The following is a 14,676-nucleotide window of genomic DNA, read 5'->3' as shown; positions in this document are numbered from 1 at the left end:
TATATACATGTTTGTTTAAATTCAGTATAAACAACTAATGACTAATTTGCAAACATAAAAATTCGTTTTGCCAGTTTCTTCCTTAGTTCTCAGCCAAACATTTAAACAATAAAAAAGATGCTTAAATAAGAAGAGATTTCTCAGGAAAAATGAAAAAAAAGTTATTTTATATAAAACGCTTGCATGATTTCTCAAAACAGGTTATCATGTATATACAAGAACTTGTCTATACATGATTGTTGTTTGTTGTTGAAGTAATGAGAGTCTTAAAGGAGGATGTATGATGGCAGATTACAAAAATGATGCCGCACAACTATTAAAAGACATTGGTGGCAAAGAAAATATTGCCGCAGTCTCACATTGTGCGACGCGCATGAGGTTCGTGTTAAACGATCCCGCAAAAGCAGATGAACAGGCAATTGAAGATATTCCCGTGGTTAAAGGAATGTTTACTCAAGCCGGGCAGTTTCAGGTGATTATCGGCAACGATGTTCAAACTTTTTACAATGAGTTTGTCAAAGTCTCAGGAGTTGAAGGAGTCTCCAAAGAGGCCGCTAAGCAAAACGCCAAGCAAAATCAAACCACCTTGCAACGAATTATCGGCGTTTTCGCTGAAATTTTCTCGCCACTAATTCCTGCATTGGTCGTCGGTGGGTTAATACTCGGATTCCGGAATATTTTAGAAGGCATTGAGTTTGGCTTCTTAGATGGCCAGACCATTGTCCAAGTCTCACAATTTTGGGCCGGGACAAATAGTTTCCTGTGGCTGATCGGTGAAGCCATCTTCCAATTCTTGCCAGTTGGGATTACTTGGAGTATTGCTAAAAAGATGGGCACGACACAAATTTTGGGAATCGTTTTAGGGATTACCCTTGTCTCTCCGCAATTATTAAATGCTTATTCAGTCGCAACCACAGCGGCTGGAGACATTCCTTTTTGGGATTTTGGCTTCGCTCAAGTTAACATGATTGGCTATCAAGCTCAAGTGATTCCAGCAATGTTAGCCGGTTTCTTACTCTGTTATTTGGAATTATTTTTCCGAAAACATATACCACAAGCTATTTCGATGATTTTTGTCCCGCTTTTCGCCTTAGTGCCAACTGTTTTACTGGCTCATACAGTTTTAGGGCCGATCGGTTGGAAAATTGGCAGCTTTATCTCAACCGTGGTTAATACCGGCTTAGCCAGCGCCTTTAACTGGTTGTTCGCGGCGGCCTTTGGTTTCTTCTATGCCCCATTGGTCATTACTGGGCTTCATCATATGACCAACGCCATTGACTTACAATTAGTCGCTGACTTTGGCAGTACCAACTTATGGCCGATGATTGCCTTGTCAAACATTGCCCAAGGTTCCGCTGTCATGGCCATTATCTATTTACATCGTGGCAACGAAAAAGAAGAACAAGTCTCCATTCCAGCTGCCATCTCGTGTTATCTAGGGGTAACTGAACCCGCCATGTTCGGAATTAATTTGAAGTACCTCTATCCCTTTGTAGCAGGAATGATTGGTTCCAGTATAGCTGGTCTCTTCTCAACCTTAATGGGTGTGCGAGCTGCTAGTATTGGTGTTGGCGGTTTGCCAGGGATTTTATCCATCAAGATCGGGTACGGTTCGTTTGCGATCGCTATGTTGATCGCCGTCGTTGTGCCTTTCTTCTTAACTATTTTCTTTAGAAATAAAAACATCTTAAATAAAATCGACCGTGTTGGTGAAGAGCTAGCTTTTGCTGGAGTTAATGACAGCAATCTTGCTACTACGACTGTTGAAACAAGTCTGCCGACTGCCTCAAACACCACAGGAGATTTGGATTTATACGCTCCCGCTGATGGCGAATTAATTGCCATTACGGAAGTCAACGATCAAGTCTTTTCTAAAAAAATGTTGGGGGATGGCTTTGCCCTACGTCCTAAAAATAACGAGATTGTTTCGCCAGTCTCAGGCAAAGTCACTTCGATTTTCCCAACCAAGCATGCCATCGGCTTATTGATGGACAACGGCTTGGAAGTCTTAGTCCATATGGGCTTAGATACAGTTGAACTAAAAGGAGAACCCTTTGAGATTTTAGTAACCGATGGGCAAAGCGTCTCTCCAGGAACGCCTTTAGCAACAATGGATCTTGATCAAATCACTGCTTTAGGAAAAGGCACTGATATAATCGTTGTCTTAACTAATCTGGATGATCATTCTTTCAATTTAACCAAAACTGGACCTGTCAGCAAAAATGACTTGATCGGTGGGACTGACTAATTCGTAAAAACCAACAAAAAGTCAAGATTAACTTCTTGGCTTTTTGTTCAAACTAAATGAAGCTACCAATCATTAATTGTGCTGAAAAGGGGCTTGGTAACTGGGTTAAATTGTGATATGATGATGAATGGTAAGGGCCTCGACCATCAAGGTCCACTCCTATCCTTCAATTTTATTTTTTGATTACCGACCCATTTAAGGAGGGTTTTAAATGAACAAATTTCACGATATCTTTTTAGACTTAGAAGAAAAAATCATTAATAAGTACTACCCTTCGGGTGCGATGTTACCTAGTGAAAAGCAATTAATGGAAATTTATGGTGTCTCACGAGAAACAATTCGCAAAGCACTTGGACTGCTAATCAACTCCGGCTACATTCAAAAACAACAAGGAAAAGGCTCGATCGTCTTAAATTTTGAACGATTTGACTTTCCTATTTCCGGTTTAACTAGCTATAAAGAACTCCAAGATTCTCAACGAATTGCCAGTGAAACGATTGTAGCAGAGCTGGAAAAAGACCTTGTCACGCCCCACTTAGCCCAGTTAACTAACTGGAAACAAGGAGAGCCGATTTGGCGATTGCTGCGTCAACGACGAATTGACGGTGAGATTGTTATTTTGGATAAAGACTACTTGCTAATGGAGATCATCCCGGAGTTACCTGCTGATCGAGCGGCTATCTCAATCTACGATTATTTTGAAAATGACTTAGGGTTGACGATTGGCTATGCTCAAAAAGAAATTACCGCCGAAGAAATCACAGCTGAAGATCAACAATACATGGATTTAAATCCTGAGGATACCCACGTGATTGTGGTTCGCAGTTTGGTCTCTTTAGAAGACACGCGGGCCTTTGAAGTCACTGAATCACGCCACCGTTTAGATAAATTCAAATTTGTTGACTTTGCCCGCAGACGAAAAATAAATTAGCAAAGCCGTTGGCAACTGTCAACGGCTTTGCTTATGGTATAAAATAACTCAGATATCCGACGATGCCCGCCACTAAGGTCAAGACAATCGGGTTTAATTTTAATTTGTAATAGCCAAAACAACTCCCGATGATCACCCCTAAGCTTAACCAAGAGAATGTCCCCGCTCCCCACAGTGAACTTTTCCCCAAAGTCAACGCCACGGCAATAATTAAGCCAACAGCCGCCGCCTTAATCAGCACTAAACTATTACTCAAAAATAAATTGTCAGTAAAGAAACGTTCAAAACGAGAAAAAAGCCCAACAAAAACGAAAGAAGGTAGGGAGACCGCTAAGGTGGTCACCAATGAGCCCAAGATTCCTCCTTTTATCCAACCGATATAGGTAGCCGAATTAATGGCAATTGGCCCCGGAATAAGCATGTCTAAGGCATTTAAATCTGCAAATTGACTGACCGTCAGACCTAAGCGGATACTCTCTTCCAAGATTAATGACAACATCCCATAACCACCACCGAATCCTAAAAAGCCGATCTTTAAAAAGATCCAAAATAAACTCATTTAAGTCGCACCTCTTTTCCTTTAAGGAACCAGCCAATCACTAACAATCCAACGATAATCAGCACTGGATTAACACCGAACAACCCCGTGGCAATTAAACTCCCTAACGCTGTTAACCTCCTTAACTCACTTACCAGATTATGTTTCACCAAGGACCAACCGGCATCAAAAACGAACACACAAGCCGTCCCCCGAATGCCTTGAAAGGCCAACAAAAAAGCCCCTTCCTTGGGGATAAACTGATAAAAAATCGTGGCGATTGTCATCAAACTATAAGCCGGTAAGATCACAGCTAGCCCTGCCCACCAAACACCTTGCCAGCCATTGATTTTTTTTCCAACGAAGCAAGCAGTACTCAAGGCAATCACCCCTGGTAACCCTTGGGAAATGGTCGAATATTCCAATAAATCAAATTCACTGATCAATGACTGGTCCTCCACTAATTCTTTGCGGATAACGGGCAACATGGCCATGCCACCAGAAAAAGTAAAGACGCCTGCCGTAAAAAACACTTTAAACAACCGCCAATTTTTTTGACTACGTCTCATCTGCTTCCCCCCTCTCACTCCTAAAAGTATCTCATAGTCCTCAACATAAGCATAATAGCATTATGTTATAATCGACATAACTAAAAAGATATGGAGAGGCCAACATGAATAAACGCCAATTAGAAATCTTTATCGCAATTTGCCAGACTGGCAGTGTTACCAAAGCCGCTGCAACACTTTATTTGACCCAGCCAGCCGTCTCAAAAGCCTTGGCAGACTTGGAAGACACCTTACAAACCAAATTATTTGATCGTTTAGCTAATCGACTGTTTTTAAATCAAGATGGCCAGCGTTTTCTGCCAAAAGCCCAAGAACTGGTTAATTTACACGCAGAAACACTTACGCTAATGACCAATCCTGATCGACCAAGACAATTGCGTCTCGGTTCAAGTATCACCTTAGGAACCGATGTTTTACCTGAGATACTTGTCCAAATGAACAAACATCATCCCACTATCACACTCCAAGTGACCGTTGACAATGTGGATCAAATCGAACGAAAACTAAAACGAAATGAGATTGATGTGGCCTTAATGGAAGGCAGTATCAATCATCCCCAATTTCTAGCGATTCCCTTTTCGACTTATGAGCTTGACATAATCGCCAGTAGTGATTACCCTAAAAACCACTTAACTTTAAGGGAGTTAATCGCCGAACCACTCTTTTTAAGAGAAAAAGGCAGTTCATTAAGAGACTTATTTGACGCCAAGCTGATCTCGCAAAACTTAAAAGCACGACCTCGATTAGTTAGCGTTAATTCTCAAGTCCTGATCAATTGTGTTCAAGCTAACTTAGGATTAACGATTTTACCGGCTTCAATGGTGGCCTCCCAGCTAGCTCAACAGACCCTAAAAATCATCGACGTTAAAGAACTTCACTTAAAAAGTCACAATCACCTCCTGCTTTATCAAGAAAAAGCCGCTAATCCTGCTCTTCAAGACTTTCTGAAGATTGTCTTAAATTTACGAAAATAGGACTTAAGTCCTGTTTTCTTCACCTCCCCTAGACCATATAATTAAATGTGTAGACAAAGAGATGGAAAAGAGGAAAACAAGTGAAAAAGAGAACAAAAGTCATAGTTGGTGTTGCTGGAGCAGCTGTCTTATTAATCGGCGGGTTTATGTTGTTGAGACCAAAAGGAAACGACCCTCAACAAGCCACTGCTGAACCAGACATTGAGTATTTTAATTTAGAAGGGGCGGAGCAAGTTTTTATTAACGGCTCCGTCACACCCGTTCGTTCCCAAGAGTTCGTCAAAGACACTTCCTTAGGAAAATTAGGCGATTTGCAAGTTGAGAACGGTGCCTTAGTTGAAGAAGGGGCCTTACTTTATCAATACATCGATCCCAATAGCGATAAGGAAATTGCCGATATCGAAGGAAATATTCAAAACACCCAAGCGGATCGCTACAAAGCCGCTCGTCAAATGGAATTGGAGCTGCAACAATTAAAAGATAGTGCTGGCAAAACAGGTGAAGACGGGGAAGCAATCGGTGGTGACACTGCCGCCAACCGCGAAAGCATCGCCTTAAAATACGACATTAATGGCTTTGATGTTCGTCTCGCTCAAATGCAACAACAGTTAAATGACGTCTTGGAACGACAGGTAAACAAAGTAACCGCGCCTTTTAAAGGGAAAGTTTCCATTCCCCAAGATAAAAATCGCGACAGTGCCATCATGAATTTAACCTCTGAAGATTTTTACGTGGTTGGAACCGTCAATGAAAAAGACGTTGAAAAAATCAAAGTAGATCAACAAGCAGATGTTCAAACCATTTCCAATAAAAAGAATATCAATGGAAAAATCACCTATATTTCAGAAGTGCCTAACGCTGTTTCTTCTGAAGGCGGCGGCAATGGTGGGAGTAGCTTAAGCAACTATACGGTCAAACTCTCCTTGGAGACAACGGAAGGGATTAAAAATGGCTTTCACGTCCAAGCGGCGATCAACCTAGATAATAAAAAAATGATGATTCCAAAAGAGGCGGTTCAATATGATAAAGAACAGGCTTATGTCTTAGTGGATGATTTTGGAACGGTCTTAAAGAAAAACATCACTGTCGTCACACCAAAAGAAGCCACTGGCGATGAAGTTGAAGTCTCAAGCGGCCTTGAAGCCATGGATCGAATCATCGTCAAATCAAGTCAAAAACTAAAAGATGGAGATGTGTTACAGGCTGAAGAAGGTGCTGAACAACCAGCTGAAGGGATGGAATAATGATGAATCAAGCTAATGAAAAGAACTCTCCCTTAATCGTCATGAAAAACATCAACAAGTATTATCCCGTGGGCAAAAATCAGCTGCATGTCTTAAAGAATTTGGATTTGACCATTGAACGAGGAGAATTTTTAATGATTATGGGGAAATCAGGAAGCGGTAAAACCACTCTGATGAATATCTTCGGCTTCCTTGATACGATCTCCGACGGCGAGTATTTATTTGATGAACAAGACGTTTCAAAATTAACAGAAAACCAAAAATCTGATTTACGGAACAAATACCTTGGGTTTATCTTTCAACAATTCTTTTTAATCCAATCGCTAAATGTGCGTCAAAACGTGGAATTGCCAATGGTCTACGAAGGCAAACGCAAAGACCGAGAACGGCAAGACGTTGCCAAAAAATATTTGGACATGGTCGGCTTAGATACGAAAGAGAAGTCAAAAACTACTGAACTTTCCGGTGGACAACAACAGCGGGTCGCCATCGCTAGAGCCTTGGTTAACGAACCACTTTTAATCATGGCTGATGAACCGACTGGCGCTTTAGATAGTGAAACAAGTGCCGATATTATGGCGATCTTAACAGGGCTTAATAAAGAAGGAAAAACGATTGTGATGGTTACCCATGACAATGATATGACCAAATATGCCTCACGGGTAATTTATATGAAAGATGGGCTATTCTTAGATGAGGAGGCCTACAAACATGCTTAAAAACCTTTTACTTAGTACCTTACTCAGCTTACGAGCCCATAAACTTCGAGTGTTTCTGACGATGGTGGGAATTATCATTGGGATCGCTGCCGTGGTAACCGTATCGGCTATTGGTGAGGGCATGAAACGCAGCAGTTTGCAGATGTTGGATTCAACCAACTCCAATGTGATTCGCCTGATTTACAAAAATAATGTGGAAAGTGAAGAAATCAGCAATCCATACGACACCTTTGCCTTTAGCCGTGATGATCTAAAACGATTGCGAGAACTTAAGGGAATTGAGGCTATTTTCGCCGACTACGGTTATGGATTTGGTTCAATTGAAACTATTTCTGCTGATTTATCTTATTTCGATACTGAAAGCGGCGGTGAAGTCATGGCAAATAACGGCGAAAATACCGTCGCATATGGCCGGGATTTTCTAGAAGATGACATGAATCGGAACACAATTATCTTAACCTATGATACTTTGAAATACGCTCTTGGTATGACCAAACCCAAGGATATTTTAGGCCACGCCATTGACGTGGACGGTGAAAAATTCTTGGTGATTGGCGTCAAAAAAGAAATTGGCGATGATGAAATGATTAACGATAATTCGGTTTTCTACAATGTCATTCCTAAAAAAGCCTATAATCAGCTAGCCAAAAGCAAACCGATTAACGCGATTAAGTTAAAAATCGAGGCTGAAGCTGATCGGAATGCGATTATTGCCGACGCCAATCAACGTTTAATTGAGTATCACCCTGAGCTAGACGGCTCTTTTCAAGAAGATCGGACAAGCGAATCGATTCGCAAACAAATTGAAGACATGATTCAACAAGTCATCATTGGCCTGGTATTTATTACCGCCATTTCCCTGTTAGTTGGCGGAATCGGCGTGATGAATATCATGTATGTCTCCGTCTCTGAGCGAAAACGGGAAATTGGCATACGCCGAGCAATCGGTGCCAAACCACTGAACATCATGATCCAGTTTCTATTAGAGGCCGCTTTTATTACCCTTCTTGGTGGCATTCTGGGCATTTTACTCGGTTGGGGCATCGCCCAGCTAGTCTCGATGGTCGCAGGGATCGAAGCCATCCTCAGTTTGAAGATGACCTTGATTTCAGCTGGTGTCTCGATCGCAATCGGTTTGGTCTTCGGTGTTATTCCCGCCTTCAACGCGGCTCGAATGGACCCGATAAAAGCCATTTATCAATAAAAAAAATCCCCTGCTAAGCTGATTAGTGGGGATTTTTGGCGCTAAAATGGACGAAAGCCGCTCAATTTAATGAGCGGCTCTCTAACTAAAAATAAATATTTATAAGGTTTTTGTTCCGATAAAACTATTTGTTTGTTACTGCGATATTGTTTCTCATTTAAACGACTTAATCCCTACCAACTATTAAATCCTTGCAATCCTTAAATTGCGCCAGTGTGAATAAATTTCCTAAAAATCAATTGCGTAAATACTTATACCTATTTTTAATACTCCTTAACTATAACATAATCCACTGATTTTCACAAATTTATGAAAATATCTTAAAAAATTCCTATCATTTACTGGAAGATTTTCTTACAAGATACTCCAGTAAAGTCCATTAAGATAGTCCAGTTCACTTCTTAGTTCTCCGTGGTACAATAGCCATGAAACGACTTTAACTATTGGAGGATTTATCTTGAATCAAAAAGAACGAATGTTAGCCGGCTTACCGTATAAATCTTGGCTAGATGGCTTAAGTGACGAACGACTGGCCTTACGGAAACTAACCCATCAATACAATGTCTTCCCCCCAGGCGATCGCCAAGAAATGACGAACTTACTTAAACAAATTATCGGCAAAACAGGTGAAGACTTAATGATTGAACCACCCTTTCGTTGTGACTATGGCAGCAATATTGAGGTTGGCAACAACTTTTATGCCAACTTTAATTGCGTTATGTTGGATGTCGGTAAAATTACCATTGGCGAGAATGTGATGTTCGGACCGAATGTTTCGCTCTATACAGCTGGCCACCCGCTTCATCCGACATCACGAACCTCTGGCTACGAATACGGGATCCCCATTACGATTGGCGACAGCGTCTGGCTCGGGGGCAGCACCGTAGTCAATCCTGGGGTGACCATTGGTGATAATGTGGTGATTGGTTCTGGTAGCGTGGTAACTAAAGATATTCCTGCCAACTCAGTTGCTGTAGGCAACCCCTGTAAGGTCATTCACACCGTAACGGAAGCCGATCGAGAGTTTTATTACCGCGATTTTAAATTTGATGTAACGGATTATTAAAAGGAGGAACACCATGAAATTAGAGCACAGTGCCATCTACGTTAATGATTTGGAAGAAATGAAAGAATTTTACGTCACTTATTTTGCAGCAATCCCTAATCAAAAATACCACAATCCTAAAACCGGCTTGGAAACATATTTTTTAAGTTTTAAAGGCGACAGTCGCTTAGAATTAATGACTCGTCCTGATAAAGTTGAAATGGACAAAGATCTATATCGGACTGGTTTAACTCACTTAGCTTTTTCAACAGGCAGTAAAGAAGCCGTTGATCAACTAACCCACCAACTCATGACAGATGGTTTCGAGATCATTAGCGGTCCACGAACAACAGGTGACGGGTATTATGAAAGCTGTGTTTTAGACCCTGAAAATAACCAAATTGAAATCACCATTTAAGTCAAAAAAACCAGTGATTGGGACAATCGTCCTAGCCACTGGTTTTTTCACAACTATTTTAGGAAAGACAGACGTCACCAAGCTAACACCTCTACTTAGGCGACAGTTGATAACCAGTAGCAACTGAGACACCAGCAAAATGCGACTCATTATTAGTGAATGTATACGTATCACCTTGTTTCCTAACCAAATATTCCTCACTAACAGGTCCATCCAACTGTTCCTTATGGTACAGTTGGATAAATAACTTCCCGAAACGTTGATGAAATTTATAGTCATACGCCTTTTGCTGATCGAGTAAATAATCACCTTGAGCTGTTAGTTCAACCTCTCGCTCGATCATACTCAAAGGAATTAACTGCCTACCATTAACTTCCACTGCACGGTGACACCATATGTCTTGGAGTTTCTTAGTCATCCACACATTTCGCCCGTAATTCCCAAGTAACAACAAAATAATGCCACTTAAAACGCCCCACTTAATTATCGTTTTTTTCATACAGTCACCTCCTGAACTTATCTTAACACAAGAGGTATTCTTCTTAATAGACAGTTATCCGCTTATTAACTTTTTATTTAAGATTAGCGATTCTCCCTAAAAACGCCACTTTCTTCCCTCGTGAACTAGTTGTAATCGCCCCTTCATTAAGCCATTTGACTTTTTTTAAACCAATGTCCTTAAACACTCGTCTAATCAAGGTTCTACCAATAGGGTTACCACCCCAAAAGCGCAGGTACCAAGTAGGCGATTGAGATGTGGTCACAACATAAGTTTCTTTAATCTGGCTTAATCCGCCCACTAAGACACCAGCTCTTCCTTCACTATAAGCAAACCCCTTTAACATGACCTTATCAAAAAAACCTTTCAAAATGGCTGGCATCCCATACCACCAAATCGGGAAAACAACAAACAAGCGCTCAGTTGTCTTTAAGACTTGCTGATAGTCCGCCACTAAGGGGTCAATACTTCCCCCCTGCGAAAATAAAGCCAAGTCCTCAGCTCTCATAACTGGATCAAACTGGTCCTTGTATAAGTCGATCACCTGAGCCCTTGGGTACTGCTTTCTCAGTTGATCCAATATTCCTTGATTAAAACTGCCTGACCACGGATGGGCATAAACAATCGTCGTTTTCATATTAATCTGCCTCCTCATTGATTTTCTGATAAATAGTATCAATCCTAGCTGTTATTTCTGGTTCCACTTCTTCATAGTGACTGTCGATCGCCAAAGGTTTCACCTCTTTCAATAAAGCCAACACCTCCTGATAGCGGGCAATTTTCTGGGTTAATTCTCGCTCCTTTGTCACTAACAGTTGCTCCGATTTAAATTCGCAATCAGGAGTGGTTGGAAGGACCATCATGCTTAGCATCTGCTTAATCTCATCAATTGAAAAAGCGGCATACTTCATCACTAGGATATAGCGAGTCCGTTTTAACTCGTCATCTCCATATAATCGATACCCATTGTCACTACGCTTAGGGACTATTAAACGAACACGTTCATAATAACGAATGGTTGACACTTTGACTTTTAATTCTTTCGCAAACTCTTTAATGGAATACATGTTTTCACCTCACCCTTTCACCTTAACATTAAACTAGGGTGCAAGGTCAAGAAAAAGATCACCGTCGGCAAGCACACCTAATAAATTTACCAAAATTACGCGTTAAGAGAACACCTCTTCTTGGTTTTTAATTGCTTATGGCTCGATTATTTGTTAGGATATCAGAGGTATCATTTTTGTTTATGCCATCATATTTTGGAAAAGGAGTATTCTATGAATCGTTTTTTTAAACTTACCGAGCAAGGAACCACTGTTAAGACCGAAATTGCCGCCGGCTTTACGACCTTCTTAACCATGTCTTACATCATCATCGTTAACCCAGCTATTTTGACAGCCGCAGGCATTCCGGCTAATCAAGTCTTTATGGCGACGATTATTTCAGCTGTTATCGCCTCTGGCTGGATGGGGCTTGTGGCCAATTACCCCATCGCCATCGCACCAGGACTAGGCTTAAATGCTTATTTTGTCTCAGTGGTTGCCAGCGGTGTTGACTACAAAACAGCTTTTTCATCTGTCTTTATTGCCGGGGTGATTTTTCTCTTACTCTCTTTGACGAGTTTCCGTGAAAAGTTGATTTTATCCATTCCTGAATCACTTAAATCGGCAATTTCCGCTGGTATAGGCTTGTTTATCGCTTTTGTTGGATTACGCTTATCCAGTGTCATCGTCGCCGACCCAGTTAACTTAGTTAAGCTGGGAGACTTGCATAGTCCAGGTGTTTTATTAACCCTCTTTGGTTTAATGTTAACGGTGGTCTTACTATTACTAAATGTCCCAGGAGCGATTTTTGTTAGCATGGTCATCATCGCGCTTGTCGCCTTTGCCACTGGCCAAATTACCTTTGACGGCTTTGTCAGCCTGCCAAAATTAGGCAATCAGTTGATGATCACCAATCCACTTAAACCTTTTAAAGACATCGTTGATCACAGCTTGTACGGCGCGGTCTTATCCTTCTTATTGATCACGATTTTCGATACGACAGGCACGATGATTGGTGTTGCTAAACGGGCTGGTTTGATGAAAGACGGCAATTTACCTAGAGCGAAACAAGCTCTTTTCGCTGATGCTTTAGGAACGACCGTCGGCTCAATTTTTGGAACCAGCCCGACAACTGCTTATATTGAATCCGGTACAGGGGTTGCGGTTGGTGGCCGAACAGGCTTAACCGCCCTGGTTGTGGCTTTTCTGTTTTTCTTGTCCAGTTTCTTTTATCCGGTTGTCAGTGTCCTCTCAAGCGTTCCGGCTATTACATCACCTGCTTTAATCATCGTCGGAAGCATGATGATTGGCGAAGCCGCCAATATTAATTGGGACGATTTTTCGGAAGCATTCCCAGCCTTTTTGGTCATCATCGCCATGCCATTAACCAGTAGCATTGCCACTGGTTTAGCTCTTGGCTTTATGACTTACCCGATTACTAAATTCATCACAAAACAATCTAAAGATGTTCATCCCCTGATTTATCTATTTGCCGTTTTATTCTTTATTCAGCTCTTCTTACTGGGGGGACACTAAAAAAACAGGACTTCCTTTTCTAAGGGAGGTCCTGTTTTTTTAATTCTTAGCTGCCATAAAGCCTTGATACAGCGCCGCGATTTCTGCTGACTTCGTATGATGCAAATAATGCTCCCCTTCCAGAATTTCTAACTGCCCTTTCGCCAAGCCCTTCAGCATCTCCTCATGAAGGCTTAGCCAGCCTGCTGTGTCGGCTTCACTGGCACTGGCCAATAAAAATAAAACAGGCAGTGTTTTAGGATAACTTAGCTTCTTCGCTGTTTCAAAATTAGCTTTCATCTGTTTCGACTCACTGACATTGCTCTGACTCCCTAAATTTTTCAACGAAATCATTCGAAACTGCTCTTTTAGCTCCTGACTGACATTCGGATAAGTGAGGACCTCAGGGCTGATTTTGGTCAATAAGCGATAGATTCCTGATTGATTCAGCAAACGTAAACTCTCCCCTTGATTATCTTCGCCACCAGGTTGGTCAGGAACACTGCTGTCGATTCCGACAAAAGCCGTCACTTCATCGGGGTAACGGTTAATATAGTCTAAGCTATAGATACCAGAAATTGAATGCCCCATCAACGTGTAGCGCTCAATCTTCAAATCGGCTAACCCTTGATGAATTTCCTTGCTGATGTTTTCCATGGTTCGTTCCTTTGCCGTGTCATCACTTAACCCATATCCAAATGGCTCGACCACTACTACCTTATATGTTTTGGCAAGTTCCGCCGTCAACTGAGTGAAATCAATGACCGGTGAGCCTGTTAAAAATCCTGGCAATAAGACCACCGTTTCCGCCCCATCCCCTGTGATCTGAACAGTCATTTTCTTATTATCCACGTCAACACGTTGACCATAAGCTTCAATCCTTTTACTTTCACGCCCTGCGCTAACGCGATTAACGACATAGACACTGCCAAAGCATAAAACGATTAACGTCACCAAACTCCCCAGTATAATCAACAACACTTTGCCAAATTTTTTCATGTTAACTGCCTACTTTTCTGTGTATTTTTTTACTCTAAAGTGAATAAATAGATAAAAAATCAACCCAATCCCAAAGGTGCAAACGACAAGAGATTTGATGAAGTCCCCGCCATTTAGTACCACCCGTTCACCTAAAATTAACGGAAGAATCACGCCCGTTAACAAATAAAGAAAGACACCGATGACTGCTCCTTGGCTCAGCGAATACCACAGCGCGTTTCTTTTATACCGCTTTAATTCCGCCAGCTCTTCAAATTCCGTCGTATTTAACCCTTTGCCATAGAGCTTAATGACCAAATAGACTGACGACAACATGTTGATAATGACTAACCCAATACCGGCAACAGAAATTGTCTCATTCATCTGGTCAATCACTAAGACAATCGCCATCAACAAATTATTGGCAAATAAAAGCCCCATGCCCGTCCAACTAAAGACTTGGTGAATCTCATTCAATTCATACTCATCGCGCTTAGAATCGACGCCTACTAAGAAACTAAACAGACGTTCTTTTTTACTTTTCATTGTCAGTCCTCCTGATTCCTTCCCAAAACAAGGTGTTTAAGTCTGTTTTTAGCGCGAGCGCTAATTTAATACATAAATCCAACGATGGGTTGTACTTATCATTTTCAATTAAATTAATCGTTTGGCGCGCTACTTCCACTTGCCTCGCCAACTCTAGTTGCGACAATTTTAACGCTTTTCGATGCTCTCTTACCCTATTCAT

At 41.4% G+C, this 14,676-nt stretch carries 17 protein-coding genes; 9 read left to right on the top strand and 8 right to left on the bottom strand.

The genetic code is table 11. The features are described 5' to 3' along the window. Positions 1-283: 283 nt before the first annotated feature. Both treP and treR read left to right on the top strand, forming a co-directional pair. A complete protein-coding gene (treP, locus tag I6N95_RS19425) occupies positions 284-2,248 on the top strand; it encodes a PTS system trehalose-specific EIIBC component (RefSeq protein ID WP_209531001.1) in 1,965 nt (654 codons plus the stop codon). Positions 2,249-2,459: 211 nt separating this feature from the next. Beyond that, the gene (treR, locus tag I6N95_RS19420) at positions 2,460-3,179 is read left to right on the top strand and encodes a trehalose operon repressor (RefSeq protein WP_209531000.1); all 720 of its coding nucleotides are present in this window, start codon (positions 2,460-2,462) and stop codon (positions 3,177-3,179) included. Between the two features lie 31 nt (positions 3,180-3,210). Here treR and I6N95_RS19415 read toward each other — a convergent pair whose 3' ends face one another. Further along, the gene (locus I6N95_RS19415; protein ID WP_209530999.1) at positions 3,211-3,738 is read right to left on the bottom strand and encodes a chromate transporter; all 528 of its coding nucleotides are present in this window, start codon (positions 3,736-3,738) and stop codon (positions 3,211-3,213) included. Beyond that, a complete protein-coding gene (locus I6N95_RS19410; protein WP_209530998.1) occupies positions 3,735-4,286 on the bottom strand; it encodes a chromate transporter in 552 nt (183 codons plus the stop codon). Before I6N95_RS19410 ends, I6N95_RS19415 begins: the two co-directional genes overlap by 4 nt. Before the next feature lie 104 nt (positions 4,287-4,390). On the opposite strand from I6N95_RS19410, the gene I6N95_RS19405 reads away from it, so the two are divergent. The 6 genes from I6N95_RS19405 (at position 4,391) to I6N95_RS19380 (ending at position 9,890) form a co-directional block, all read left to right on the top strand. Then, the gene (locus I6N95_RS19405) at positions 4,391-5,260 is read left to right on the top strand and encodes a LysR family transcriptional regulator (RefSeq protein ID WP_209530997.1); all 870 of its coding nucleotides are present in this window, start codon (positions 4,391-4,393) and stop codon (positions 5,258-5,260) included. A gap of 80 nt (positions 5,261-5,340) precedes the next feature. Then, on the top strand, positions 5,341-6,504 hold the full coding sequence (locus tag I6N95_RS19400; protein ID WP_209530996.1) for an efflux RND transporter periplasmic adaptor subunit: 1,164 nt from the start codon (positions 5,341-5,343) through the stop codon (positions 6,502-6,504). Between the two features lie 2 nt (positions 6,505-6,506). Next, positions 6,507-7,223, top strand: coding sequence for an ABC transporter ATP-binding protein (locus I6N95_RS19395; RefSeq protein WP_209530995.1), 717 nt, complete (start codon positions 6,507-6,509; stop codon positions 7,221-7,223). Continuing rightward, complete coding sequence (locus I6N95_RS19390; RefSeq protein ID WP_209530994.1) at positions 7,216-8,427, top strand: ABC transporter permease; 1,212 nt, start codon at positions 7,216-7,218, stop codon at positions 8,425-8,427. Before I6N95_RS19395 ends, I6N95_RS19390 begins: the two co-directional genes overlap by 8 nt. Positions 8,428-8,884: 457 nt before the next feature. Further along, a complete protein-coding gene (locus I6N95_RS19385; RefSeq protein WP_283808999.1) occupies positions 8,885-9,493 on the top strand; it encodes a sugar O-acetyltransferase in 609 nt (202 codons plus the stop codon). A gap of 13 nt (positions 9,494-9,506) precedes the next feature. Beyond that, on the top strand, positions 9,507-9,890 hold the full coding sequence (locus tag I6N95_RS19380) for a VOC family protein (protein WP_209530993.1): 384 nt from the start codon (positions 9,507-9,509) through the stop codon (positions 9,888-9,890). 91 nt (positions 9,891-9,981) lie between these two features. Here the strand turns inward: I6N95_RS19380 and I6N95_RS19375 are convergent, their stop codons facing one another. From I6N95_RS19375 to I6N95_RS19365, 3 genes are all read right to left on the bottom strand, one after another. After that, positions 9,982-10,389 carry a hypothetical protein gene (locus tag I6N95_RS19375; protein ID WP_209530992.1) on the bottom strand — a complete coding sequence of 136 codons (408 nt, stop codon included), beginning with the start codon at positions 10,387-10,389 and terminating at the stop codon, positions 9,982-9,984. 73 nt (positions 10,390-10,462) lie between these two features. Further along, positions 10,463-11,026, bottom strand: a complete 564-nt coding sequence (locus I6N95_RS19370; RefSeq protein ID WP_209530991.1) for an NAD(P)H-dependent oxidoreductase — start codon at positions 11,024-11,026, stop codon at positions 10,463-10,465. 1 nt (position 11,027) lies between these two features. Then, positions 11,028-11,456 carry a MerR family transcriptional regulator gene (locus I6N95_RS19365; RefSeq protein ID WP_209530990.1) on the bottom strand — a complete coding sequence of 143 codons (429 nt, stop codon included), beginning with the start codon at positions 11,454-11,456 and terminating at the stop codon, positions 11,028-11,030. 213 nt (positions 11,457-11,669) lie between these two features. Here I6N95_RS19365 and I6N95_RS19360 point away from each other — a divergent pair, with 213 nt between their 5' ends. Then, complete coding sequence (locus tag I6N95_RS19360; RefSeq protein WP_209530989.1) at positions 11,670-12,971, top strand: NCS2 family permease; 1,302 nt, start codon at positions 11,670-11,672, stop codon at positions 12,969-12,971. Between the two features lie 39 nt (positions 12,972-13,010). Here I6N95_RS19360 and I6N95_RS19355 read toward each other — a convergent pair whose 3' ends face one another. Genes I6N95_RS19355 through I6N95_RS19345 form a run of 3 tightly spaced genes read right to left on the bottom strand, consistent with a single transcriptional unit; the run spans position 13,011 to position 14,676 of the window. Beyond that, positions 13,011-13,949 (bottom strand): alpha/beta fold hydrolase, encoded by a 939-nt coding sequence (locus I6N95_RS19355; protein ID WP_209530988.1) that lies wholly within the window; start codon positions 13,947-13,949, stop codon positions 13,011-13,013. Positions 13,950-13,958: 9 nt separating this feature from the next. Then, on the bottom strand, positions 13,959-14,474 hold the full coding sequence (locus tag I6N95_RS19350) for a DUF3278 domain-containing protein (protein WP_209530987.1): 516 nt from the start codon (positions 14,472-14,474) through the stop codon (positions 13,959-13,961). Further along, positions 14,464-14,676: a helix-turn-helix transcriptional regulator gene (locus tag I6N95_RS19345; protein WP_209530986.1), complete on the bottom strand. Its 213-nt coding sequence runs from the start codon at positions 14,674-14,676 to the stop codon at positions 14,464-14,466. Before I6N95_RS19345 ends, I6N95_RS19350 begins: the two co-directional genes overlap by 11 nt.

Source organism: Vagococcus allomyrinae, from assembly GCF_017829975.1.
GTDB lineage: Bacteria > Bacillota > Bacilli > Lactobacillales > Vagococcaceae > Vagococcus_D > Vagococcus_D allomyrinae.
The sequence above is the reverse complement of the archived record's forward strand: the minus strand, read 5'-3'. Positions and strand labels throughout refer to the sequence as shown.